This window comes from Terrabacter aerolatus (assembly GCF_007991735.1).
Taxonomy (GTDB): domain Bacteria; phylum Actinomycetota; class Actinomycetes; order Actinomycetales; family Dermatophilaceae; genus Terrabacter; species Terrabacter aerolatus.
This window is the reverse complement of the sequence record NZ_BJYX01000029.1, coordinates 12,512-32,778: the sequence shown is the minus strand read 5'-3', so window position 1 is coordinate 32,778 and position 20,267 is coordinate 12,512. Positions and strand designations below refer to the sequence as shown.

The window sequence follows — 20,267 nt, the reverse complement described above, 5'->3', positions numbered from 1 at the left end:
GTCAGGCAAGGGATCCGAGCCACTGGAGGAGCGCGGCGTTCACCTGGTCCGGGGCCTCCTCGGTGAGGAAGTGCCCGGCGCCGGGGACCTTGACCTGGCGGTAGTCGCCGGGGACGAAGGCGCCCGAGCCGTGGTTGACGGCAGCGATGACGCAGCCGTCGTCGCTGCCCTGCAGCTGCAGGACGGGAACGCGGATGGCGCGACGGATGCGGCGCATGAAGAGCGGCCCGTCCGGGCGCACCGATGAGCGGCCCAACCAGCGGTAGTGCTCCGCGGCGGAGTGGGCCACGAAGGGGATCATCATGGCGTCGCCGTAGCGAGAGACGTCCTCGGCCGCCGGGAAGGTCCCGAACGGCGAGGCCCACGAGCGGAGGAGCTCCCCGACGTAGTCGTGCGACCTCGCCATCTCCCGCTCCGGGGCGAAGGGCTTCTGCAACCCGGCGATCCAGGCGGACGCCCGGCGCTGCTTGGGGTTGGACCATGTCGAATGCCGCATGATCCGCGGGTGGGGCATCGACAGGGACGCGACCGCACGGGTCACGTCGGGCCGGAAGGTCGGCATGCACCACGCGATCCAGCCGCCGAGGCCCTGCCCCATGACGACGGCGTCCTTCTCACCGAGCGCGCGGATGACGCTCGCGGCATCGAGGGTCGACATGTACGTGTCGTAGCCCCGCGGGGGCTTGTCGCTGCCGCCGTAGCCGCGGAGGTCCATCGCCGCGACGTGGTAGCCGGCCTCGGCCAGGGCGACCATCTGGTGGCGCCACGCGTACCAGAACTGCGGGAAGCCGTGGAGCATGAGGACGAGCGGCCCCTCGCCCATCTCGGCGACGTGGAAGCGGGCGCCGTTGGCCGAGACGTAGCGGTGCTCCCAGGGCCCGTCGATGTTGACGAACGCAGCGTCGACGGACATGGGTGAGGGGTGTCGTCAGGTCAGGCGTCGCGAGACGGGTTCGGCGTGCTCGCGGCCGTGCCGGCGCTCGAGGATGCGGCGACGGTCGACGACGCCGGGAGGTCCTTGCGGTCCCACTCGGGGCGCGGCGCCGGGACGGTCGCGCCCGGGTGCTCGGTCGCGGACTTGAGTGCTGCGACCGTCGTCTGGGCCTCGGTGATCGCCTTCTCTGGCGTGGGCTTGACGGTCTTCATCTTCCGGATGCCGAGCAGGGCGAGGACGCCCGCGACGAGGAGCATGAAGACGGTGACGATGAGGAAACTGAGCCAGCGCGGGAGGCCGAGCGCCTGGATGCCCTCGGCGATCGTCGTGAAGATGAAGTAGACGGAGTAGAAGCCGATGACGGCCGCGCCGGCGAGCAGTCCTCCGCCGACGCCTGCCTTCTTGACCTGCACCGAGACCTCGGCCTTGGCCAGGGCGATCTCGCTGCGAACCAGCGTCGAGAGGTCCTGGGTCGCAGACGCGACCAGCTGGCCCAGTGTCCGCTCCTGCCGGGGATCCGTGCTCATCGGCTCACTTCCTCGGTGCTTGATGGTGACTACGCGGTCGCGCCTACCAGGTGCAACCCTACTGCGCAGTCCCTACCCGAACGTGCAGGGCAGTCACCATCACGCCGGATCGAGTCGCGCGTCGTCTGCGTACACGTCCGGGACGCCGTCCTGGTCCTCGTCCGCTGTCTCACGGGCCTCGACGAGCCGGTAGTGGCGGTTGCGGACCCTGAGCACCACGGTCGCGAGGAGCGCCGCGATGAGACTGCCGCACAGGACGGCGAGCTTGACGTGGTCGTCGCGCTCCGAGCCCGTGCCGAAGGCGAGCTCGCCGACCAGCAGGCTGACCGTGAAGCCCACGCCGGCCAGCACCGAGAGCCCGAGGACATCGGTCCAGGCCAGGTCCTCGTCGAGCTCGGCCCGGGTGAAGCGGGCGACCGCCCACGTGCCGCCGAGGATGCCGACGGCCTTGCCCACGACGAGGCCGACGACGACGCCGATGGCGGCCGGGTCGCGCAGGGCAGCATCGAACCCTCCGCCGACCACGGTGACGCCGGCGGCGAAGAAGGCGAAGACCGGCACGGCGAACCCGGCGGAGAAGGGACGGATCCGGTGCTCGATGCGCTCGGCGAGGGAGTGTCGCTCCGGGTCGTCCTCGACCTCGCGGTTGACGGGCACGAGCAGCCCGAGCAGCACTCCGGCGACCGTGGCGTGGACACCGCTCGAGTGGACGAAGGCCCACGCGAGGAGGGCTGGCACCGCGAGGACGATCGGGTTGGTGATCTTCCGCTTGAGCAGCAGGCGCCACGCCGCGAGGGGGACGACGGCCGCGAGCAGCCACAGCAGGTTGACGGTGTCGGTGTAGAAGACGGCGATGATCGTGATCGCGATGAGGTCGTCGACCACGGCTAGGGTCAGCAGGAACGAGCGCAGGGCGCTCGGCAGGTGGGTGCCGATGACGGCGAGGACCGCCAGGGCGAAGGCGATGTCGGTGGCCGTCGGGATGGCCCAGCCACGGAGTATGCCGGCCACCTCGCTCGCGCTGTCGCCCCGGCTCATCAGCGTGGCCGTGACGACGAACAGGATCGCGGGGAGGGCGACACCGCAGACGGCGGCAGCGATGGGCAGGGCCGCCTTGCGACGGTCGGAGAGGTCACCCGCGACGAACTCGCGCTTGAGCTCGATGCCGGCGACGAGGAAGAAGACCGCGAGGAGGCCGTCGGCCGCCCAGGTCCCGAGCGACAGGTCGAGGTGCAGGGCATGCGGGCCGATGACGGTGTCGCGCAGGGCCGCGTAGCCGTCACGCCACGGCGTGTTGGCCCAGACGAGGGCCGCCACGGCGGCGGCGAGGAGGATGGCGCCGCCCACGGTCTCGGCGCGCAGGAGGTCGGCGACGTAGCGGGCCTCGCGCCAGGTGCCGCGTCCGAGCAGCCTGTTCCCGGCGCCGTCCCTGGCGGAGGTCGGCGGGGTCGTGGCCGGCTGGGGGTCGCTCACGTTCGGGGTCCCTTCGGGGATGGGTCATGGGCCGCCGACCAGACTTCCCGGCACACCATGGCCACTCGCGTCGTCGCCGTGAGCCGGGTCCGAGTCTACCGATCGGTCGGCCCCGGCCTCGACGCGTTCCGGGAGCCGGACGAGTGAGCTGGGCATGCGACATCGCCTCGGCCGCGATGGGGGGTTGGGGATGGGTGGAATCGACTGAGCCATCGTCAAATCGGACTAATTAGACATCGGTGGAATGCGGGAGTTGCCGGACGTAGATTGAGTCTCGGGAGGGGGGCTCCCACAACGGGTGAGTGGATTCGGGGGTCTGACGATGAGCGACAAGCCAGCGGGTTGGTACTACGTCGGCGACGGGACGCTTCGCTACCGCGACGACTACGGGTGGACCGACTACTACATGGACACCAAGGACCCGCGAGCCCGGGACTGGCCGCCTCCGAAGCCCAAGACCCTGCTCCAGCAGCTGCGCGAGGCCGAGGCGGCCCGGTCGCTGGCTGCCGCACACCGGGGCTCCCGCGTGGCGATGCTCTTCGGCAGACGGCGTGCGCGCCACTGATTCCCTTGACGCTCTGTCAGCGCGGTCCATTGGATCGGGCGGCGTTCCGGTAGACATCGGCCGCGGCTCCCTCCGTGCTCGAGGGTGCAGTACTGCCGGATTCCCTCGAGCTCGGAATTCTCGGTGCGCATTGATCGGTCAGGCGAACAGCCACGAGATCGTCGTTCACCCCGAAGGTCGTACGACGCGACGATGGCCGCCCACGATCCGTGCCGCACCGGTCTCAGGGCCGACTCGGTGGGCGCGGCCGCATGGCGGGTCTCGAGGCGGGCCACCGTGGGCGACGAAGAGCCCGTTCCACCCGTTGACTCGTCCCTGTCCAGAGCACGGTCGATGACCGGGCCGGGGGCGTGGTAGCAGGTGGGCTGCGAGAGCAGAGGGCCAGATGCGGCACGGTCACCCAACGCGCGAGGATTCAGCGTCAGCCCGACGCCGGCGAACACGACGATGCTCCAGGGCGAGTGATGCTGAGGCGCCTCAACAGAGGATCAGGCACCACCACAGGCGCAGGACCGGGGAGAGTCTCTGGGAGGAGCCGGCCGCATGCCGAAGTGCCGACGTCAGGCAGGCGACATCTCGGGCCGGATGCGGTGGCGGGCTCTGGAATTGCCCGATGGAGGCATCGGGCAATTCACCCGTTTTGCGGACACAGTGCACTCCACGGGGCATTCTTTTGTGAGGAGGCGGGGCGCAGCCGGTGTCACGCGATAGGGGGCCATGACAGTGACGGCGGACGCTGACTCGGTAGTCGGCCATGGTGCAATATCGCACCAGTGGGCGTTGTCGTGAGCGTGTGGGACGCGGCCGATTCTCCCTTCGAGGAAGGCGGCACCGGCGTGAAACCGGCTGAGTGGAGGCCGACCGTGTCCGTCGTCGTGCCCACGTACAACAGTGCGGCCTTCGTGGACGCGACGGTGTCATCCATCCTCGGGCAGACCTTTCGCGACTTCGAGCTGATCATCAGTGATCACTCGAGCACCGACGGGACGTGGGAGATCCTCCAGCCATACGTCGCCGACCCGCGCGTCACTCTTCTCAGACTCGAGCGCAGCAACAGGCCGGAGGACAACTGGCAGCACGCCACGGACGCCGCCTCGGGGACCTATCTGAAGCTCGTCTGCGGCGACGACATCCTCGCGTTGACCTGTCTGGAGCGTCAGGTGCAGGCGATCCGGGCGAACGCAGGTGCCGTCATGGTGGCGTCACGTCGGGACGTCGTGACCGCGTCGGGGGAGGTGGTCCTGAGTTCTTGGGGGCTACCGAACCTCGTGGGCAGGCTTGACGGCCGCCACGCCATCCGCGAAGCCATCCGTTCCGGGACCAATCCCTTCGGTGAGCCTGCGTGTGTGCTGCTCGACAGGGAGAGCGTGACCAGGGCTGGAGGCTGGGACGGTACCTTCTCCTACGTGCTCGACCAGCACACCTACGCCCGGGTCCTCCTGCAGGGCGACTTCATCGGGTTGTCCGATCCGCTGGCCACGTTCCGGCTGAGCGACACCCAGTGGAGCCACGCGCTGGCACGCAGCCAGTACCGGCAGGTCGTGGACTTCCACGAGTCGTTGGCCCGAGAACACCCCAACCTGCTGAGTGGGAGTGACCTGCGCCGTGGCCGGATACGGGCGAAGCTGCTGGCCTACGCCCGCCGCTTCGCCTACTTCTCGATGGCGCGCCGGCTCAAGACTCCGGTGTCGCCGATCGAGGGCGATGTCGTCCGTTCGATGACTCTCCAGCCGGCGTCGTCGTCCTTGGGCTGACGCGGCCAGCTCGACCGCGTGGCGTCAGGGGACCTGCACGAGCTGCGGGGAGACCGTCATGCAGTAGCGGATGTACCACCACTGCGCCGCGAGGCCGAGCACGCCGACCAGTGCGTAGATGGCAATGCGCTGAGACGGGCTCCGCTCACCGGCGGAGGGCCTGAGCAGCGGCCAGAGGACCGGGAGCGCCAGCAGGTAGTAGCGGACGTTGCTCCAGTTCCAGTCGGTCACAGCAAGCAGGTAGGCGACATACATGCCGCTCCAGATCGCCAGGAGCGGTTCCTTCTGCCCCTTGGTGAGGAACCAGATCAGGAAGGTGGCCCAGACGGCGACGATGACTGCTGCGCCGGCCGTCCCACCCACCACGTCGCTGTTGCGGTCGATGAAGCGGATGACCGGGACCACCGTGAGCTCGGGATTCCAAGCCTTCTGTGTGGCCACGTAGGCATCGGGCCGACCAGTGACGAGTGCGGCGATCCCGACCCAAGCGAAGGTCAGGCAGGCTGCCACGGCGGACAGGCTGAGAAGGCCGATCGCGTCGCGTCTCGCGAGGAGGCCCCGCCTCCAGAGGTAGGCGCCGTAGAGCAAGAAGGTTGGTACAAGGGGCGCAGCAACGCCGCGGGTGAGAGCGAGGAGCAGCAGCAGGGCGGCCGCTACGGCATACCGCTTCGTCAGGGTGGCCAGGAGCGCGCCGAGAAGGAGGGCGAGCGCCAGACCCTCGGCGTAGGCGATCTGGAACACGGGAGAGCAGATGAAGGTGCTCAGTCCGACGACGCCGAGGATGCCGCCGACGTGGCCGTAGCGTCGGTGCGCGATGCGGTAGGCCAGGAGCATGGCGATCGCCCCGCAGGCCAGTGACACCCCGACTGCCGCGATCGGGAAGTCGAGCCGAGTGACGAACATGACCCCGCGGACCAGGTAGGGATAGAGCGGGAAGAAGGCCCACGCGTTCTGCTGGACGTGTCCAGACCCGTCGGTCGGCAGCTCGAACGGATAACCGTGGGCTGCGATCTCCCAGTACCACTGTCCGTCCCAGCTGGTGGCCGTCGTGAGGTAGCCGGGGCGCGCCGTGCCGGCGTCGGTGCCGAAGTGGCGACCGCCCAGGCTGACGAACTTCTCCAGCGTGATGGCCGAGCTGCTGGCGACGACCATCATCACTGCGTCGAGGGCGCGACTGACCAGGTAGATCGCGAGAGGCCAGACCCACCAACGCCTTGCCATCGGCTCACGGGCCTGTTCGTCGTGGGTGTCCCACCGCGTGGGCAGCCGAACACCATCGGCAACCTCAGGTCGAGCCATGAAGGGTTCCCCGTCCCTGATCTGGGTTCGGAGTGTCCTGCAGGCACTCCAGCGGTCACGCTATCGCGACAAATGGGACAGCCCGCGATAACGAGAGAAGTGTGCCCACCTCGTCGACGGACGTCTCGCCCGAGGCACCCCGTCAACGCGCCAGCTCTTCGGAGGCCCTCCGGAACCACGAGCGGTGCCCCGACCCTCAGGGTGGGCCACGCGAGGGGTCCACGGTCGCCCCTACGAGCGGAGACACGGATGTGGCACCGGTGGCGCGGCTGCGCCGGACCCGCCTGACCTGCGCTCGCGGAGGAACCCTCCCGTCGCCCCCCTCAGGCCATGGGGCGCCCGCGCGCACCCGGCGCCGAGCCTGGGTCGAGGGATGTGCCGCACGCTCTGGATCATCCGCCGGTCACCGGGCCCTCCGGTCGAGCCGTTCGTGCGCAGCTAACCCCGACGAAGCAGCACGTAGGAGCCTACCTCCTGCCGCACGGTGAACCCGCGGGCCAGTGCCGCGCGTGCCTGGGGTGAGCCGGGCACTGCCACGACGACGTCTGCTTGGCCGAAGGCGCGTGAACCTCCGGTCGCGTCGCCGGCCATGAAGGCGAGGTATGCCGTCTGGTCGGCGTGATCGAACGCGTCGAGCGGGTTGCTCAGCCACACGGTCGCTCCCGCAGCCGCCATCGACTCGGCCAGCGGTTCCGCCACGAGCACGATGTGCCCACGGGTCGCCTCGACGAGACGCGACGCGTTCGCGTCGACGGACTGAAACGTCGGAGCGCGCAGCGCGAGAAGCGCGACGACGACCCCTGCGCAGGCGGCCGATGTCGCTGCACGCGGGAGACGGGACGTCGGCGCCGGTGCCGCCGGAACGTCGTGCGTGCGCGTCATGGCCAGAGCCGCCGGGACACACACGAACAGCAGCAGCCAGATGCCGTTGCGGGCGGCGAGCATGGTCGCGCCACCCAGGCCGAGCGCGGCGGCATACTCCCACACAGGCTGTCGGCGGCGAAAGGCCATGAAGGCCAGGCAGATTGCGGCTACGAGGAGCAGGAGGTCCAGCGGGTTGGTGAGCGTGAGGTGGCTCCACATCCCGGATTCGTCGCTCGTGGCAGCGCCGCCGAAGACGCCGAGGTAGTAGCGAGGGGCCAGCGCGAGTCCCGGGTTGAGGCACGTTGCCACGAGGGAGGCGATCCCCACCCCGAGGGACGTCCATGGGTCGATGCGAAGGCGGGAGAGCGCCAGGTAGCAGCCGAGGACGGCGACGCCCACCAGCACTGCCCCGTGGAGGTTGCCCCAAACGGCGATGAGTGGGATGACTGCCCAGATCAGCCTCGACGGTCGGTCGTGCTCGCGCCGTAGCAGCACCAGCAGTGCCGCATACGGCACCAGGGACAACAGCTGAGCCCGCGCGATGAACAGCGGGGCGACGCCGCCGGCGAGGATGAGGAGAAGCGCGGACACCAGACCGATGGGCTGTGCGCCGCGCCGGTGCCCTGAAACCATGAGCAGCCACAGCGCCCATGTGACGGCGACGACGTGGGCGGCGACGACGCCCACGCTGCCGCCTAGGTGGAGGGCGGAGAAGACGACCTGTCCGAGTGCCGTCGTGTTGACCCAGTCTCCGGAGGGAGCGGCCGCGAACGGCACCCCGGCAGGGATCCGGCGAGCGGCACTGATCGCGTCGCCGAGGGCGCTCAGCCACAGCGCGTCGGATCCGAGGACCGAGGTCGCGGCCACCACTCCTGCCACGGCGCCCAGAGCGACGATGACGAGTACCGGTACAGCTGCGTAACGGACTGTGCTCGTGGGCCGTTCGACCAGTTCGGTCCTGTTCATGCGCTGCCCTGGGCTCGGGCCGGCCGACGGTCCACCATCGCCTTGGCGACGGACGTCAGGAGAAGGATGGCGGCTACCGAGAGGTAGCAGTAGGCGAGGATGACCTGCGCGGGGCTCAGCGGACCGGACTCCGGCACTGACCACATGGGAGCGAGGTAGAAGACCAGCGCCACGACCGCGGCGGCGACAAGCTGCCGTCGGTGAACGAGTGCGACGAGCATCGGCACGACCCACACCCAGTGATGTGTCCACGAGATCGGCGACAGCAGGAGGGTCGCTCCGGCCAGGCTCAGTGCCACCCAGGCCCACTGACCCCGCCGCGCGCGAAGGAGAGCGGCCGAGAGGGACAGGGCAGCTGTGACGAAGATCGCGACCCACAACAGCCAGTCCGGGCCGTTCGCCGCGACGCGCGCTACGAAGGACCGCATGGACTGGTTCACGGGCGAGAAGGCCAGTTCACCGAAGCGATCGAACTTGTCGAAGCCCCCGAACCAGTACGCACGCGAAGGGTCGGGCGCGGCGAGCCAACCGATGCCGATCGTGGCTGTCCCGGTGACTGCCGCGATCGCGGCGGCACGCCAGTCGCGGCGCAGGACGAAGTAGAGGGCGAAGGCTGCTGGCGTCAGCTTGATACCGGCCGCGAGACCGATCAGGACCCCACGGAAGCGAGCCGGAACGAGGAAGAGGTCCGCGAGGACGAGGCCCATGAGGATGATGCCGATCTGACCGAGGACCAAGGTGCGAACCACAGGCTCGAGTGACAAGCCGGCGGTGCCCAGCAGGACGACGATCGACCAACGCGCGTCGAGTGCCCTTCTGATGGCGACGAGGCTCACCAGGTAGGCGCTGATCGTCGTCGCCGTGAAGACCACCTTGGACGCTGACAGGCCGATGATGCCGAGAGGGGCGAAGGTGACGGCTGCGAAGGGTGGGTAGTTGAAGGCCAGGACCCCGGGTCGTGGCGCGTAGATGTCGACACGGTCGAGGACGGACAACCCACCGTGATAGAAGTCTGTCAGATCGACGAAATTCCATGGGGGAGAAACGATCCAGCGCAGACAGAGGGCGGCGATCGCGACCATCCAGCCGGTCGTGATCCCGATGCCGGGACGTGTCCTCCGGTCCTGTACTGCTGCAGTCAGCGCGCCATGAGCCGCCACCGGTGCTCCGATCCTGGTCGTGTCCTGGTCCGTCTCGAGAGTGTCGTGAACGGTGTCTCGAGGGTCCGATACGCCGACGCGCGGACCGTTCCTACCGTGCCATCTTGGGGTGTCCGAAAGGCGAAGAATGGGAAGGTGGTGCGAAGTTCAAGGATTTTCGAGACACGGCGTGGCGCGCCACCTAATCTTCCATCCAGCGGGGGGCACATCGGGTGGCCCTGCATCACTGGGAGGAACCCATCACCATGACCAAGATTGCTGCCAAGGTCCAGACGCTGCTCAACAAGGAGCGCGGCGCGACCGCCGTCGAGTACGGCCTCATGGTCGCCCTGATCGCTGTCGTGATCATCGCTGCCGTCTCCCTGCTCGGCAACAACCTTTCGACGACGTTCAACAACGTCGCCGCCAAGGTCTGAGCACTCGACCGTGGGCGCGATGCTGAGGAAACGGTGTCGCGCCCACGTCCCGCTCGTGGTGGGGGCCCCACGAGCTCGTACGGAGTAACTGAGTTCTCGGGCCCGTCATCAGGGAGGGAAAGAAGATGACCAAGCTTGCTGCCATGGTCCGGTCGATGCTCGATGAGGAGGGCGGCGCGACTGCCGTCGAGTACGGCCTGATGGTTGCCCTGATCGCTGTCGTGATCATCGGCGCTGTCTCACTGCTCGGCAACAACCTGTCGACGACGTTCAACAACATCGCCGCTCAGGTCTGACATCCAGCTCGACGTCCGGACCGGGGGGCACCGGACGGTGCGACACAACTTTGGGGAGGACGATCTGGCATGGCCAGGAGTGAGCGCGGCGCATCCGCCGTTGAGTTCGCGATTCTCCTCGACGACTGTGTCGAGGGGACCCAGTCATCGAGGAGAATCGCGAACAACGTCGGTCCCGCCTGTCGCAAGGCGAACGGTCAGTACTACCCCGGTGGGTTCGGGTGGCTCACCGAGACCAACTGCGTGACCAACATCGCCGCGGACGCGACCGCCGTCGGAGACACCGATGCCTCCGTTCCCAACGGCTGCAAGACCCCCGCGAACCTCGACCAGTACCTGGGCAGCGAGGTCTTCATCCCGGTCAGCGAGTCCGTCACGGGCAACGGCAGTTCGGGCACGTACACGATGTCCGGTGTCGCCTCGTTCTTCTTGGCTGGGTACTCGTCGCTGCCGGCGGCTGGCTCCAACGCTGTCTACAACGACGAGCTCAACGTGTGCAGCTCCAAGTGCATCTGGGGCTGGTTCACCAGTGGCCTCCTACCGTCCGGGTCATCCATCGGCTCCGGTCCGTCCAAGGGCGGCAAGGTTATCGGCCCGGCAGGCTGACACCAGGCGAATCACCATGAACATCATCTCTGGGGGGACCTCCGCATGAACCGTCGTATCCTTGCCATCGTCGTGGCGTTGGCCCTCGCCATCGGGGGCGGCTTGCTGGTGGTCACCTACGCACACAACGCCGACGCGCGAGCCATCGCAGCCGAGTCGCCCGCGCCCGTCTGGGTGGCCCAGCAGCCGATCCCGGCAGGCACAACGCTGAAGGACGCTCAGCGCACCGGATTGATCGTGCAGACATCGGTCTCGGCCAAGGCCGTCCCGGCCGGCGCGCTCCAAGAGATCAACGCCGACAACAACGAGTTGCTCGCCACGTCCGACATCCAGGCCGGGGAGTACCTCTTGGCCGCACGGTTCGGCAACACACCAGCGGGCACGAAGGCGATCGAGGTCCCCAGCGGAATGCTGGCCGTTTCCGTCTCCCTGTCGGACCCTGCCCGTGTCGGCAAGTTCGTCACGCCCGGCTCCCACATCGCGCTCTACCAGTCCTACAAGATCAAGGACCTCCGCAACACGCCCGAGGCCAAGATCTTGAACGACAACGACATCCATGGCACGAGCCTGCTGTTGCCAGACGTCCTCGTCATCGGCATGGGCGACGCGCCCCTGTCCGGGCAGGCTCCACAGCCGACCGGCGACGCGCAACCCGCCACGGCTGCCGGTGCCAGCGGCAACTACCTCGTCACGGTGGCCGTCAAGCCGGCCGATGCTCCGGTGCTGATCCATGGCATCAACAACAGGGTGCTGTACGGGGCACTGCGAGGTTCCGACGTCAAGATGGACACCGGCCTGGAGGTCACCGACCTCCAGCTCCGTAGTGGGGTGACCGGTCAATGACCATCCTCTGGGACTTCGACCCCGCAGCCATCGAGACGTACCGGTTCGCTCTCGGCGGCGACGCCCTGCAGCTCAACTCCGCGCCGCGCGTCAGCCGAGCTCTCGAGGAGGACCGCGACCAGTCGCTCGTCGTCATCGGACCGGACATCGATCTGGACTCGGCGTGCGATCTCGCGGAACGCGAGCGCATCGACCGCCCCGAGCTCGGTGTCATCCTGCTTCGTCACCGACTGGACGTGACAGCGCTGGCCCAGGCCCTGCGCAGCGGTGTCCGGGAGGTCGTCCAGGCTGACGACCAGACGGCGCTCGCGGACGCGGTCCGGCGTTCGGTCGCTCTGACGCAGCAGCTCAGCGGCCACGGCACAACGGTTGGTGGCCGTGATGGAAAGATCATCACGGTCTTCAGCGCCAAGGGTGGTGTCGGCAAGACCACGATGTCGACCAACGTCGCCGTCTACCTGGCCTCGATCGGCGCCAAGACGCTCCTCGTCGACCTCGATCTCATGTTCGGAGACGTCGCGATCAGCCTGCAGCTCATGCCGCACAGCTCGGTACGCGACGTCGTCGCCATGAGCGGACACCTCGACGACCAGGGCGTGCAGTCCGTCGTCACGCGACACGAGGAGAGCGGCCTCGACGTGATCGCCGCGCCCGCGGACCCCGCTGACGCCGACCGGGTGCCGTCCCACGTCATCATCGAGCTGCTCCGCGTGGCCCGGGGCCAGTACGACTACGTCATCGTCGACACGCCCCCGTCGTTCACGGAGCACGTCCTGGCGGCCTTCGATGTCAGTGACCTCACCGTCCTGATCGCGACGCTCGACATCCCCGCGGTAAAGAACCTGCGTATCGCCATCAACACGCTGGACACGCTCGGAGCCTCCAAGGAGTCGCGGACCATCGTGCTCAACCGTGCGGACGCCAAGGTGGGGCTCAAGCCGGACGATGTCGAGGCAGCGCTCAAGGCGCCCATCTCGGCGAACGTCCCCAACAGCCTCACGGTGCCCGCATCTGTCAACCGTGGGGTCGCAATCGTCCTCGACGACCCGCGCAACCCGGTGTCCCTGGCCATCCGCGAGCTGGCTGACCACGAGATCCGTCGCCGGTTCGGCGAGGACCTCCAGAACGGCGCCAAGCGCAGCTTCAGCCTGTTCGGAGGCAAGAAATGAGCAACCTCGCCGAACGCCTCGAGCGGGCACGTCAGTCGAGCCAGATCAACGAGCCATCGGCGGGCAAGGGTGGCCAGGTCCGTATCACCAACGGAGCAGCACCGGTGCGTCGCCGGGGCGCAGACCCGTTCGCAGGAGTGAAGGAGCGCGTGCACCAGGCGCTCGTCGCCTCCTTGGGTCCTCGCCTCTACGACCCCAACCTCAGCGAGAGCGAGCTCGCGTCGCAGGTTCGGACGACCCTGCAGGAGGTCATCGACTCCGAGCAGACGCCACTCTCGCACGCGGACCGCACGCGCATCGCCCAAGACGTCTCCGACGACATCCTCGGACACGGGCCGCTCGAGCCCTATCTGCGCGACGCAGAGGTTTCCGAGATCATGGTCAACGGCGCCGAGGACATCTACATCGAGCGCGCGGGCAAGATCTTCCCCGTCGATGCACGATTCTCCGACGAGACCCACCTGCGCCGGACCATCGACAAGATCGTGGGTCGCGTGGGACGGCGCGTCGACGAGTCGAGCCCGATGGTGGACGCTCGCCTGCCCGACGGCTCACGTGTCAACGCCGTCGTGCCACCGATCGCTCTCGACGGCTCGATGCTCACGATCCGAAAGTTCTCGGCTGACCCGTTCACCGACCGGGACCTCATCTCGTTCGGCACGATGACCGAGAACGTGCGCGACTTCCTCGACGCCTGCGTCAAGGGGCGCCGCAACATCATCATCAGCGGCGGTACCGGCTCGGGGAAGACGACGACACTCAACGTCATCAGCTCGTTCCTTCCCCACGACGAGCGCATCGTCACCATCGAGGACGCCGCCGAGCTCCAGCTGCAGCAGCAGCACGTGCTCCGTCTCGAGGCCCGCCCGGCCAACATCGAGGGCCGCGGGCTCGTCTCCATCCGTGAGCTCGTGAAGAACTGCCTGCGCATGCGCCCCGACCGCATCATCGTCGGTGAGATCCGTGACGGCGCAGCGCTCGACATGCTCCAGGCCATGAACACCGGTCACGACGGCTCCATCACGACGGTCCACGCCAACACGCCTCGCGACAGCCTCGCGCGTCTCGAGACGATGGTCCTCATGGCCGGTGTCGACCTCCCGGTCCGCGCCATCCGCGAGCAGGTGGCCGGCGCCGTCGACCTCATCGTGCAGCAGTCACGACTCAAGGACGGCACGCGCCGCATCGTCGCCATCTCCGAGGTCGTCGGCATGGAGTCCGACGTCATCACGCTCCAGGACATCTTCACCTTCAACTACGGCGCCGGCCGGGACGAGAACGGTCGCTTCCTCGGCGGCCTCGTGCCGACCGGCATCCGTCCGAAGTTCACCTCCGACCTCGCGGACGTCGGAGTGGAGCTGCCCGTCACGCTCTTCTCCCGGTCGGTGCTGTGAACGTCGTGACGCGTCGTCTGCTGGTGGGGGTGGCTGCCGCTGCGACCTGTCTGGTGCTCCTGCCCGCAGGTGCCGCACAGGCGGACGACGTGTCCGTCGGCCTCAGCAACGTCAAGGCGACATCCTCGGGCACTGGATCGACCGTCACGGGAGTCATCACGCTGCGCAGCAAGGTGGACGTGCAGCTCAGCCCCCAGTCCCTCAAGCTCCTCGTCGACAACGAGCCGTTCCCGGCCACCGTCAAGCAGGCCGCCAAGCTCGACCGCCGAGCCATGCTCGTCATCGACACGAGCGGCTCGATGGGCGCGCAGGGGATGGCAACCGTCCGCAAGGCGTCAGCGACCTACCTCGGCACCGTGTCCACGGACGTCAAGGTCGGCGTCGCCTCATTCGCGAACACCGCCGGCGTCGACCTCGCGCCCACGCTGGACCGTGCGGCCGCGCAGCGCGTCATCAACGGTCTCGAGTCACGGGGTGACACCAGCCTGTATGCCGCCATGCAGAGCGCCGCGGCCGTGTTGGGCGGGTCGGGCGACCGCAGCATCGTCCTGCTGAGCGACGGTGCCGACACCACGGCAGACAACAAGGCCCTGGCTCTCAAGAGCGCCGTCGCCAAGCTCAAGGCCGGCGGCATCCGAGTGGACGTGGTGCGCTTTAACACCAACGACCCAGAGGCGACGAAGGCCCTGCAGGCCTTTGCCGACGCCAACGGCGGGACCGTCGTGGCGGCGGACAACGGCGCGGCCGTGTCGGCCGCCTTCGCCGCCTCGGCGCAGGCCCTCAACCGGCAGGTCCAGTTCTCGTCCGCGATCCCCAAGCCGCTCACCGGCCCGCACAGCTACGAGATCTCGGGCGTCGCAGGCAACACTCCGTTCGGCTTCAGCCGCGAGGTCACCTTCACCGCAGCGTCTGCGGCGGCACCTCGTCCTTCCGGGTCTCCGTCGCCGGCTCCGGCCGTTGCGGCGCCCGCTTCCGCGGCGGCCAGCCTCGGACCGGTCCCGATCACCGACCGGACCCCTTACATCGCCGGCGGCCTCCTCGCCCTCGGTCTCTTCGTGATGCTGGGGACGTCGCTCATGCCGACGCTCGAGACCAAGCGCGAGCGGCGCGTCGCCTCGATCGACTCCTACGTCGTCGGCGACGTCGTCGCCCTGTCGCGGCAGGAGATGAAGGCCGCGCAGAGCACGATCACGGCTCAGCTGCTCGACATGGGCGACCGGGTCATGAAGGACCGGAAGTCCACCAGCAGGACCATGGCCCTCATCGAGCGTGCCGACCTGCCCTTCCGGGCGGGGGAGTGGCTCGTCCTGCGCGTCGTCGCCGTCATCGTCGGTGCGGCAGTCGGGATGGTGCTCGCGGGAGAGGGTAAGGCTCTCGGGCTCCTCCTCGGCGGCGTCCTCGGTCTGCTGGTCATGCCCGGGGGACTGCGCTTCGTCGCATCTCGACGTGCCCGGAAGTTCGAGGCCCAGCTACCCCAGATCCTGCTGCTCATCTCGACGAGCCTCCGCAGCGGTTTCGGCCTGCCGCAGGCGCTCGACGCCGTGGCACGCGATGCCGCCGAGCCGGCCGGCAAGGAGTTCAGTCGTGCCCTTGCCGAGACCCGGATCGGAACCGACATCTCGGATGCCCTCGAACGGGTGGCTGTTCGCATGGAGAGCAAGTCGATGCACTGGACCGTCATGGCCATCCGCATCCAGCGCGAGGTCGGCGGCAACCTTGCCGACACACTGCGGACGACCGCCGGCACACTTCGCGAGCGGGAGTCCCTGCACCGGCAGGTCGCCACGCTGTCAGCTGAAGGACGCCTGTCCGCCTACATCCTCGTGGCGCTCCCGATCTTCATCTTCATCTACATGACTCGCGTCAACTATGAGTACGTCAGCCTGCTGTGGACGACGACGGTCGGTCTCTTCATGAGCGTGGGCGGCGTCGTCTCGCTCGGAGTCGGCATCATCTGGATGCGCCAAGTCGTGAAGATCGAGGTGTGATCGTGAACCTGAACCCGGTCTACCTGGCCGCGGGGCTCCTCGCCGTGGGCGTTCTCATCGCCGTCCTCAGCGTGGGCTCCAGCGGTGGAGAGCCCCGAGGGGTCGCCAAGTCCCTCCTGCTCATCGACCAGTCGGTCGATCGGCGCGAGGTGGTGACGACCGAGCTGGCCGCGAAGGACCGTCTCGTGGCCCCCATCCTGGAGCGCACCAAGGGACTAGCCCGTGCCCTGTCGCCGGGGGGCGCCGACGACCGGTACACGAAGCTGCTGGACCAGGCGGGCAATCCTGCTGGTTGGACGGTCGAGCGCATCCTCGGCCTCAAGGGAGCGGCGCTGATCCTCGGCATCGTGATCGGGGCGTTCTACGCCAAGTTCCAGCTTCCCAACGCGCTTCTCTACGGCGTGATCGGCGGATCAGTTCTCTTCTTCCTGCCGGACCTCCTCCTGAAGAACGTCGCCCTGCGTCGTCAGGAGGAGACGAGCAAGAGCCTCGCCGACGCACTGGACATGCTCAGCGTCTGCGTCGAGGCCGGCCAAGGGTTCGACGCAGCCCTCCTCCAGGTGGCGCGCAACGTCGACGGTCCGATCTCCGGTGAGTTCGCGCGTGTGCTGTCCGAGATCCAGATCGGCAAGTCACGCGGCGAGGCGTTCAGCTCGATGGGGGATCGGGTCACACTGCCCGAGGTCAAGAACTTCATCACGGCGCTCGTCCAGGCCGATCGTCTCGGACTCCCGATCGCCGGTGTGCTTCGTGAGCAGACGGTGAACATGCGTCTGGTCCGACGGCAGAAGGCGGAGGAGAAGGCGCAGAAGGTCACCATCAAGATCCTCTTCCCGCTGATGTTCTGCATCCTTCCGGCCCTCTTCATCGTCATCATCGGCCCGGGTGGCATCCGCATGATGCAGGCCTTCGGGGGCTGACCCCCGCCGTGCCGGTCGCCACCGACGCGGAAGCCCGGGTCGTGCCACATCCTGGCGGTGGCTCACCACTCGCTCGGATCGGCTGGCTGCTGCCACCGCTCGTGCTTACGCTCGTCGCGCTCAAGCCGCTCGGGCCGGTGAAGGACCCAGATGCCTTCTGGCACGTGGTTGCGGGCGGGCACCTCGTGAGCACAGGGCAGTTCGTCCTGGACGACCCGTTCGGTGCTGCCACCGAGAAGACGTGGATCCTCAACCAGTGGCTGCCCGAGGTGCTCATGCACCGGGCGTACGCGGCATACGGTCTCGCTGGTGTGGCGTGGCTCCTCTGCCTGGGCTCGCTGATCATCGGCATGTCCGTTCTGGCTGCCTGTCGCCGCCGGGCTTCGCCGTTGGCGAGCGCGCTGGTCCTCGCCGTGACTTTCGTCGCCCTGAGCGGGAGCCTGTCACCGCGGCCGCAGCTCGTGACCTTCGCGCTGACCGCCGTCACGACCAGCGCGTGGCTTCTCACCCGGGATGACGGGCGGGTGCGATGGTGGCTCGTGCCGGTCACGTGGCTCTGGGCGTGCAGCCACGGCATGTGGTTCGTCGGTCCGGTCGTGGGTGTCGTCGTCATCGTGGGGATGGTGGCCGAGCGCCGGGCACCGATCCGAGAGGGTGTGCGGCTGGGCCTCGTCCCAGTCCTGTCGGTGGCCGCCGCAGCAGTGACGCCCGTCGGTCCACGACTGTTCACGTCACCCTTCCAGGTCGAGGGAGTGACGGCCTTCATCACCGAGTGGCAGCGCCCGAGCCTCACGGACCCGCCAGTGCTGGCAGCCCTGGCCCTCATGGTTCCGGTTGCCGTCCAGCTGATCCGGCATCGGCGGCGTGGGTGGACCACGGTCCTGCTCGGGCTGCTCGCGCTTGGGCTGGTCAGCACTTGGTCGCGGACCGTGGGACTGGGGGCGGTGATCCTGGCTCCGCTGGCTGCCACGGCTATTCAGGACCTGGTGCACGAACCCGTCGTGGGTCCGGGAAGGCTCGAGCGGGCCGGGCTGACACTCTCGGCCATCGGAAGTCTGGTCGTCGCCGCGTTGCTGTCGCCGACCGTCGCGGCCGTTCCGGCCATCGGGCCGAACGGCCTCGACGAGGCGCTCGACCGGCTGCCGGCCGGGACGGTCGTCTGCAACGACCAGGCCGATGGTGGCTGGCTCATGCTGCAGCACCCCGGGCTCCGGCCCACGATGGACACTCGCGTCGAGCTCTACTCCGTCGAGCACATCTTGGCCTACCTCGGCTTCATCGCTGCGGACGACGGGTGGCAGTCCTACCCCGCCCGCGTCGGTTGTTCGTATGCCGTGCTACCCGTCGATGTCGCAGTCGTCCACGTCATGCGGCCACCCGGCAGCTGGATCGACGTCGGCCATTCCGGTGGTTACGTGTTGCTGCGCTCATCACGGTGAGGGCGTCCCGCTCATGGCTTTTGACCGATTTGTCACATTATGTCTGGATATGAATTCTTTTTATCGATAGTACTTTTCCCGTTAGTCCGAGCAGTTACCTGATGTGCGGCACCCTGTTCCCATGTTTGTCAGGGGGACAACGGGTTCGGCGCCGCGCACGGTCGACCCGCCGGGGAATGCGGTCTCTTCAGGTCGAAAGAGAATCGTCGTCGACATCGCGATGATGGGCGTGGGTGCAACAGCGCTTGCCTTGCCCTCCTTCGCATGGCCACTCACGTCGTTGGATGAGTCGATCCTGCTCGTCTACGCGGACCAGGTCAGGGCCGGTCTCGTGCCCCATCGCGACTTCTACACCGTGTACGGTCCAGCGCCGTTCTACGCCTTGGCAGGGCTGTTCGGTGCCTTCGGGGGCTCCTTGGTGGTCGAGCGCGCGTTCGGCCTGTTCATCCACCTCACCGTCGCCTTGGGCTGCTACATGCTCGGTCGCTCGCGCAGCCGGATGACGGGCCTTCTGTCGGGAGGGGCCTGTCTGATCCTCCTGGCGCCTCTGGGCTCCGTCGCCTATGCGTGGCTGGGAGCAATCGCCTGCCTCATCGCGGCCTTGGCGCTCGCCGAGCGGCGTGGTGGCCCGACGCACTTCGGGGCCGGGCTGATGGTCGGTCTCGCTGCCGCGTTTCGTCCAGAACTGGCGATCGTCGGCCTCCCGGTACTTGTTCCTTTCCTGTGGCGGTCCTCGACGTGGCGTTGGTTGGTGGCGGGCTTCGCTGCGGGTCTCGCCCCGACCGCCTGGCTCTTCGTCGTCGCCGGGTCGCGGATGTGGCGGAACATCGGCCCCGGACGCGCGGGGATCAACGGGTCCTTGCGCCTGATGGACGACCCCCTTCGGTCAGTGACCCTCGTCGTGGCCGTCGTGGGTGTCACATCGGCCTTGGTCTGGTTGGCGTTGAAGCACCGCACGCGTTCCTCTGCCGCGCACGCTCTGCTGGCGCTGGCGATCCTGCCCCAGAGCCTGCAGCGGGTGGACCCGGAGCATGCGCTCTACACGCTCTGCGTCACAGTGCCCCTGGTCGCCGTCGCCGTCGTCGGTTCCGAGTCCCCGGATGCTCTCCGACGCCGCAAGATGGTCCTCGTGGCCATGGCTGTCGCGGCGGTCGGGAGTGTGATGGCGGCGGTCCTGCGCCCGTCGCCGGCGACCGTCGCGTTGCAGTTCGGCGACAGGTCAGCGGTCATCCCCCTCGCGGAGTACGCGGGCCTGATGGAGACCCGGTCTGCGCTGCTGGCTCACGCTGCACCCGGTGGTTCGCTGTTCGTGGGCTCTACCGACCTGAGCCGAGACTCCATCACTCGGGTCGCGGCCTACCACCTGATCCCGGAGCTGCGGCCCAGTTCCTATTTCCTTGATCTGACCGGTGGGGCGGCGTCGCGTGCTGGCTCCGGGCTCGCAGAGGACCTGCGTCGGTCGGATGTGCTCCTTCTGACGCCGATGCCCGAGGGCCTCATGGAGAAGGTTTCGCCCTATGCCGTTCGTGGCTCCGACGAGGCAAACTCCGTGGTCCGGACGGAGTTCTGTCGCGTCGCAGAGACTGGGTGGGGAGTGATCTACGCGCACCACCCTTGTAAGTGAGGTCGGCCAGCGCCTCGTCAAACCATGGTG

Annotated in this window: 18 protein-coding genes; 12 read left to right on the top strand and 6 right to left on the bottom strand. The window is 68.1% G+C overall.

The features are described from left to right. Position 1 precedes the first annotated feature (1 nt). The 3 genes from TAE01_RS18335 to nhaA all read right to left on the bottom strand — a co-directional run bounded on the left by TAE01_RS18335 (position 2) and on the right by nhaA (position 2,934). A complete protein-coding gene (locus TAE01_RS18335) occupies positions 2-913 on the bottom strand; it encodes an alpha/beta fold hydrolase (RefSeq protein WP_147068257.1) in 912 nt (303 codons plus the stop codon). Between the two features lie 20 nt (positions 914-933). Continuing rightward, entirely contained in the window at positions 934-1,461 is a 528-nt protein-coding gene (locus tag TAE01_RS18330; RefSeq protein WP_147068256.1) for a phage holin family protein, read from the bottom strand. Positions 1,462-1,560: 99 nt separating this feature from the next. Then, positions 1,561-2,934, bottom strand: coding sequence for a Na+/H+ antiporter NhaA (nhaA, locus tag TAE01_RS18325; RefSeq protein ID WP_147068255.1), 1,374 nt, complete (start codon positions 2,932-2,934; stop codon positions 1,561-1,563). Positions 2,935-3,256: 322 nt separating this feature from the next. Between nhaA and TAE01_RS18320 the strand changes: the two genes are divergently transcribed. Further along, positions 3,257-3,499 (top strand): hypothetical protein, encoded by a 243-nt coding sequence (locus TAE01_RS18320; protein ID WP_147068254.1) that lies wholly within the window; start codon positions 3,257-3,259, stop codon positions 3,497-3,499. A 773-nt stretch (positions 3,500-4,272) separates the two neighbouring features. Beyond that, positions 4,273-5,253, top strand: a complete 981-nt coding sequence (locus TAE01_RS18315) for a glycosyltransferase family 2 protein (RefSeq protein WP_246111449.1) — start codon at positions 4,273-4,275, stop codon at positions 5,251-5,253. Between the two features lie 24 nt (positions 5,254-5,277). On the opposite strand, the gene TAE01_RS18310 is transcribed toward TAE01_RS18315, so the two are convergent. From TAE01_RS18310 to TAE01_RS18300, 3 genes are all read right to left on the bottom strand, one after another. Next, a complete protein-coding gene (locus TAE01_RS18310) occupies positions 5,278-6,474 on the bottom strand; it encodes a putative hexosyltransferase (protein WP_147068253.1) in 1,197 nt (398 codons plus the stop codon). Between the two features lie 516 nt (positions 6,475-6,990). Then, the gene (locus tag TAE01_RS18305; RefSeq protein WP_147068252.1) at positions 6,991-8,382 is read right to left on the bottom strand and encodes a hypothetical protein; all 1,392 of its coding nucleotides are present in this window, start codon (positions 8,380-8,382) and stop codon (positions 6,991-6,993) included. Further along, complete coding sequence (locus TAE01_RS18300; protein WP_147068251.1) at positions 8,379-9,464, bottom strand: glycosyltransferase 87 family protein; 1,086 nt, start codon at positions 9,462-9,464, stop codon at positions 8,379-8,381. Before TAE01_RS18300 ends, TAE01_RS18305 begins: the two co-directional genes overlap by 4 nt. A 323-nt stretch (positions 9,465-9,787) precedes the next feature. Here TAE01_RS18300 and TAE01_RS18295 point away from each other — a divergent pair, with 323 nt between their 5' ends. From TAE01_RS18295 to TAE01_RS18250, 10 genes are all read left to right on the top strand, one after another. Beyond that, positions 9,788-9,958 carry a Flp family type IVb pilin gene (locus TAE01_RS18295; RefSeq protein ID WP_020145236.1) on the top strand — a complete coding sequence of 57 codons (171 nt, stop codon included), beginning with the start codon at positions 9,788-9,790 and terminating at the stop codon, positions 9,956-9,958. A gap of 125 nt (positions 9,959-10,083) precedes the next feature. Continuing rightward, on the top strand, positions 10,084-10,254 hold the full coding sequence (locus TAE01_RS18290) for a Flp family type IVb pilin (RefSeq protein ID WP_147068250.1): 171 nt from the start codon (positions 10,084-10,086) through the stop codon (positions 10,252-10,254). Between the two features lie 69 nt (positions 10,255-10,323). Further along, positions 10,324-10,860: a hypothetical protein gene (locus TAE01_RS18285; RefSeq protein ID WP_147068249.1), complete on the top strand. Its 537-nt coding sequence runs from the start codon at positions 10,324-10,326 to the stop codon at positions 10,858-10,860. Between the two features lie 45 nt (positions 10,861-10,905). Further along, the gene (cpaB, locus tag TAE01_RS18280; RefSeq protein ID WP_147068248.1) at positions 10,906-11,703 is read left to right on the top strand and encodes a Flp pilus assembly protein CpaB; all 798 of its coding nucleotides are present in this window, start codon (positions 10,906-10,908) and stop codon (positions 11,701-11,703) included. Beyond that, on the top strand, positions 11,700-12,872 hold the full coding sequence (locus tag TAE01_RS18275) for a CpaE/TadZ family protein (protein ID WP_147068247.1): 1,173 nt from the start codon (positions 11,700-11,702) through the stop codon (positions 12,870-12,872). Before cpaB ends, TAE01_RS18275 begins: the two co-directional genes overlap by 4 nt. After that, positions 12,869-14,266 carry a TadA family conjugal transfer-associated ATPase gene (locus tag TAE01_RS18270; protein ID WP_147068246.1) on the top strand — a complete coding sequence of 466 codons (1,398 nt, stop codon included), beginning with the start codon at positions 12,869-12,871 and terminating at the stop codon, positions 14,264-14,266. The genes TAE01_RS18275 and TAE01_RS18270 overlap by 4 nt, the downstream gene beginning before the upstream one ends. Before the next feature lie 29 nt (positions 14,267-14,295). Next, on the top strand, positions 14,296-16,254 hold the full coding sequence (locus TAE01_RS18265; protein WP_246111448.1) for a type II secretion system F family protein: 1,959 nt from the start codon (positions 14,296-14,298) through the stop codon (positions 16,252-16,254). After that, positions 16,251-17,174 carry a type II secretion system F family protein gene (locus tag TAE01_RS18260; RefSeq protein ID WP_246111447.1) on the top strand — a complete coding sequence of 308 codons (924 nt, stop codon included), beginning with the start codon at positions 16,251-16,253 and terminating at the stop codon, positions 17,172-17,174. The genes TAE01_RS18265 and TAE01_RS18260 overlap by 4 nt, the downstream gene beginning before the upstream one ends. Positions 17,175-17,359: 185 nt before the next feature. Further along, positions 17,360-18,613, top strand: coding sequence for a hypothetical protein (locus TAE01_RS18255; RefSeq protein WP_147068243.1), 1,254 nt, complete (start codon positions 17,360-17,362; stop codon positions 18,611-18,613). 121 nt (positions 18,614-18,734) lie between these two features. Further along, the gene (locus TAE01_RS18250) at positions 18,735-20,237 is read left to right on the top strand and encodes a hypothetical protein (RefSeq protein WP_147068242.1); all 1,503 of its coding nucleotides are present in this window, start codon (positions 18,735-18,737) and stop codon (positions 20,235-20,237) included. Positions 20,238-20,267: the final 30 nt, after the last annotated feature.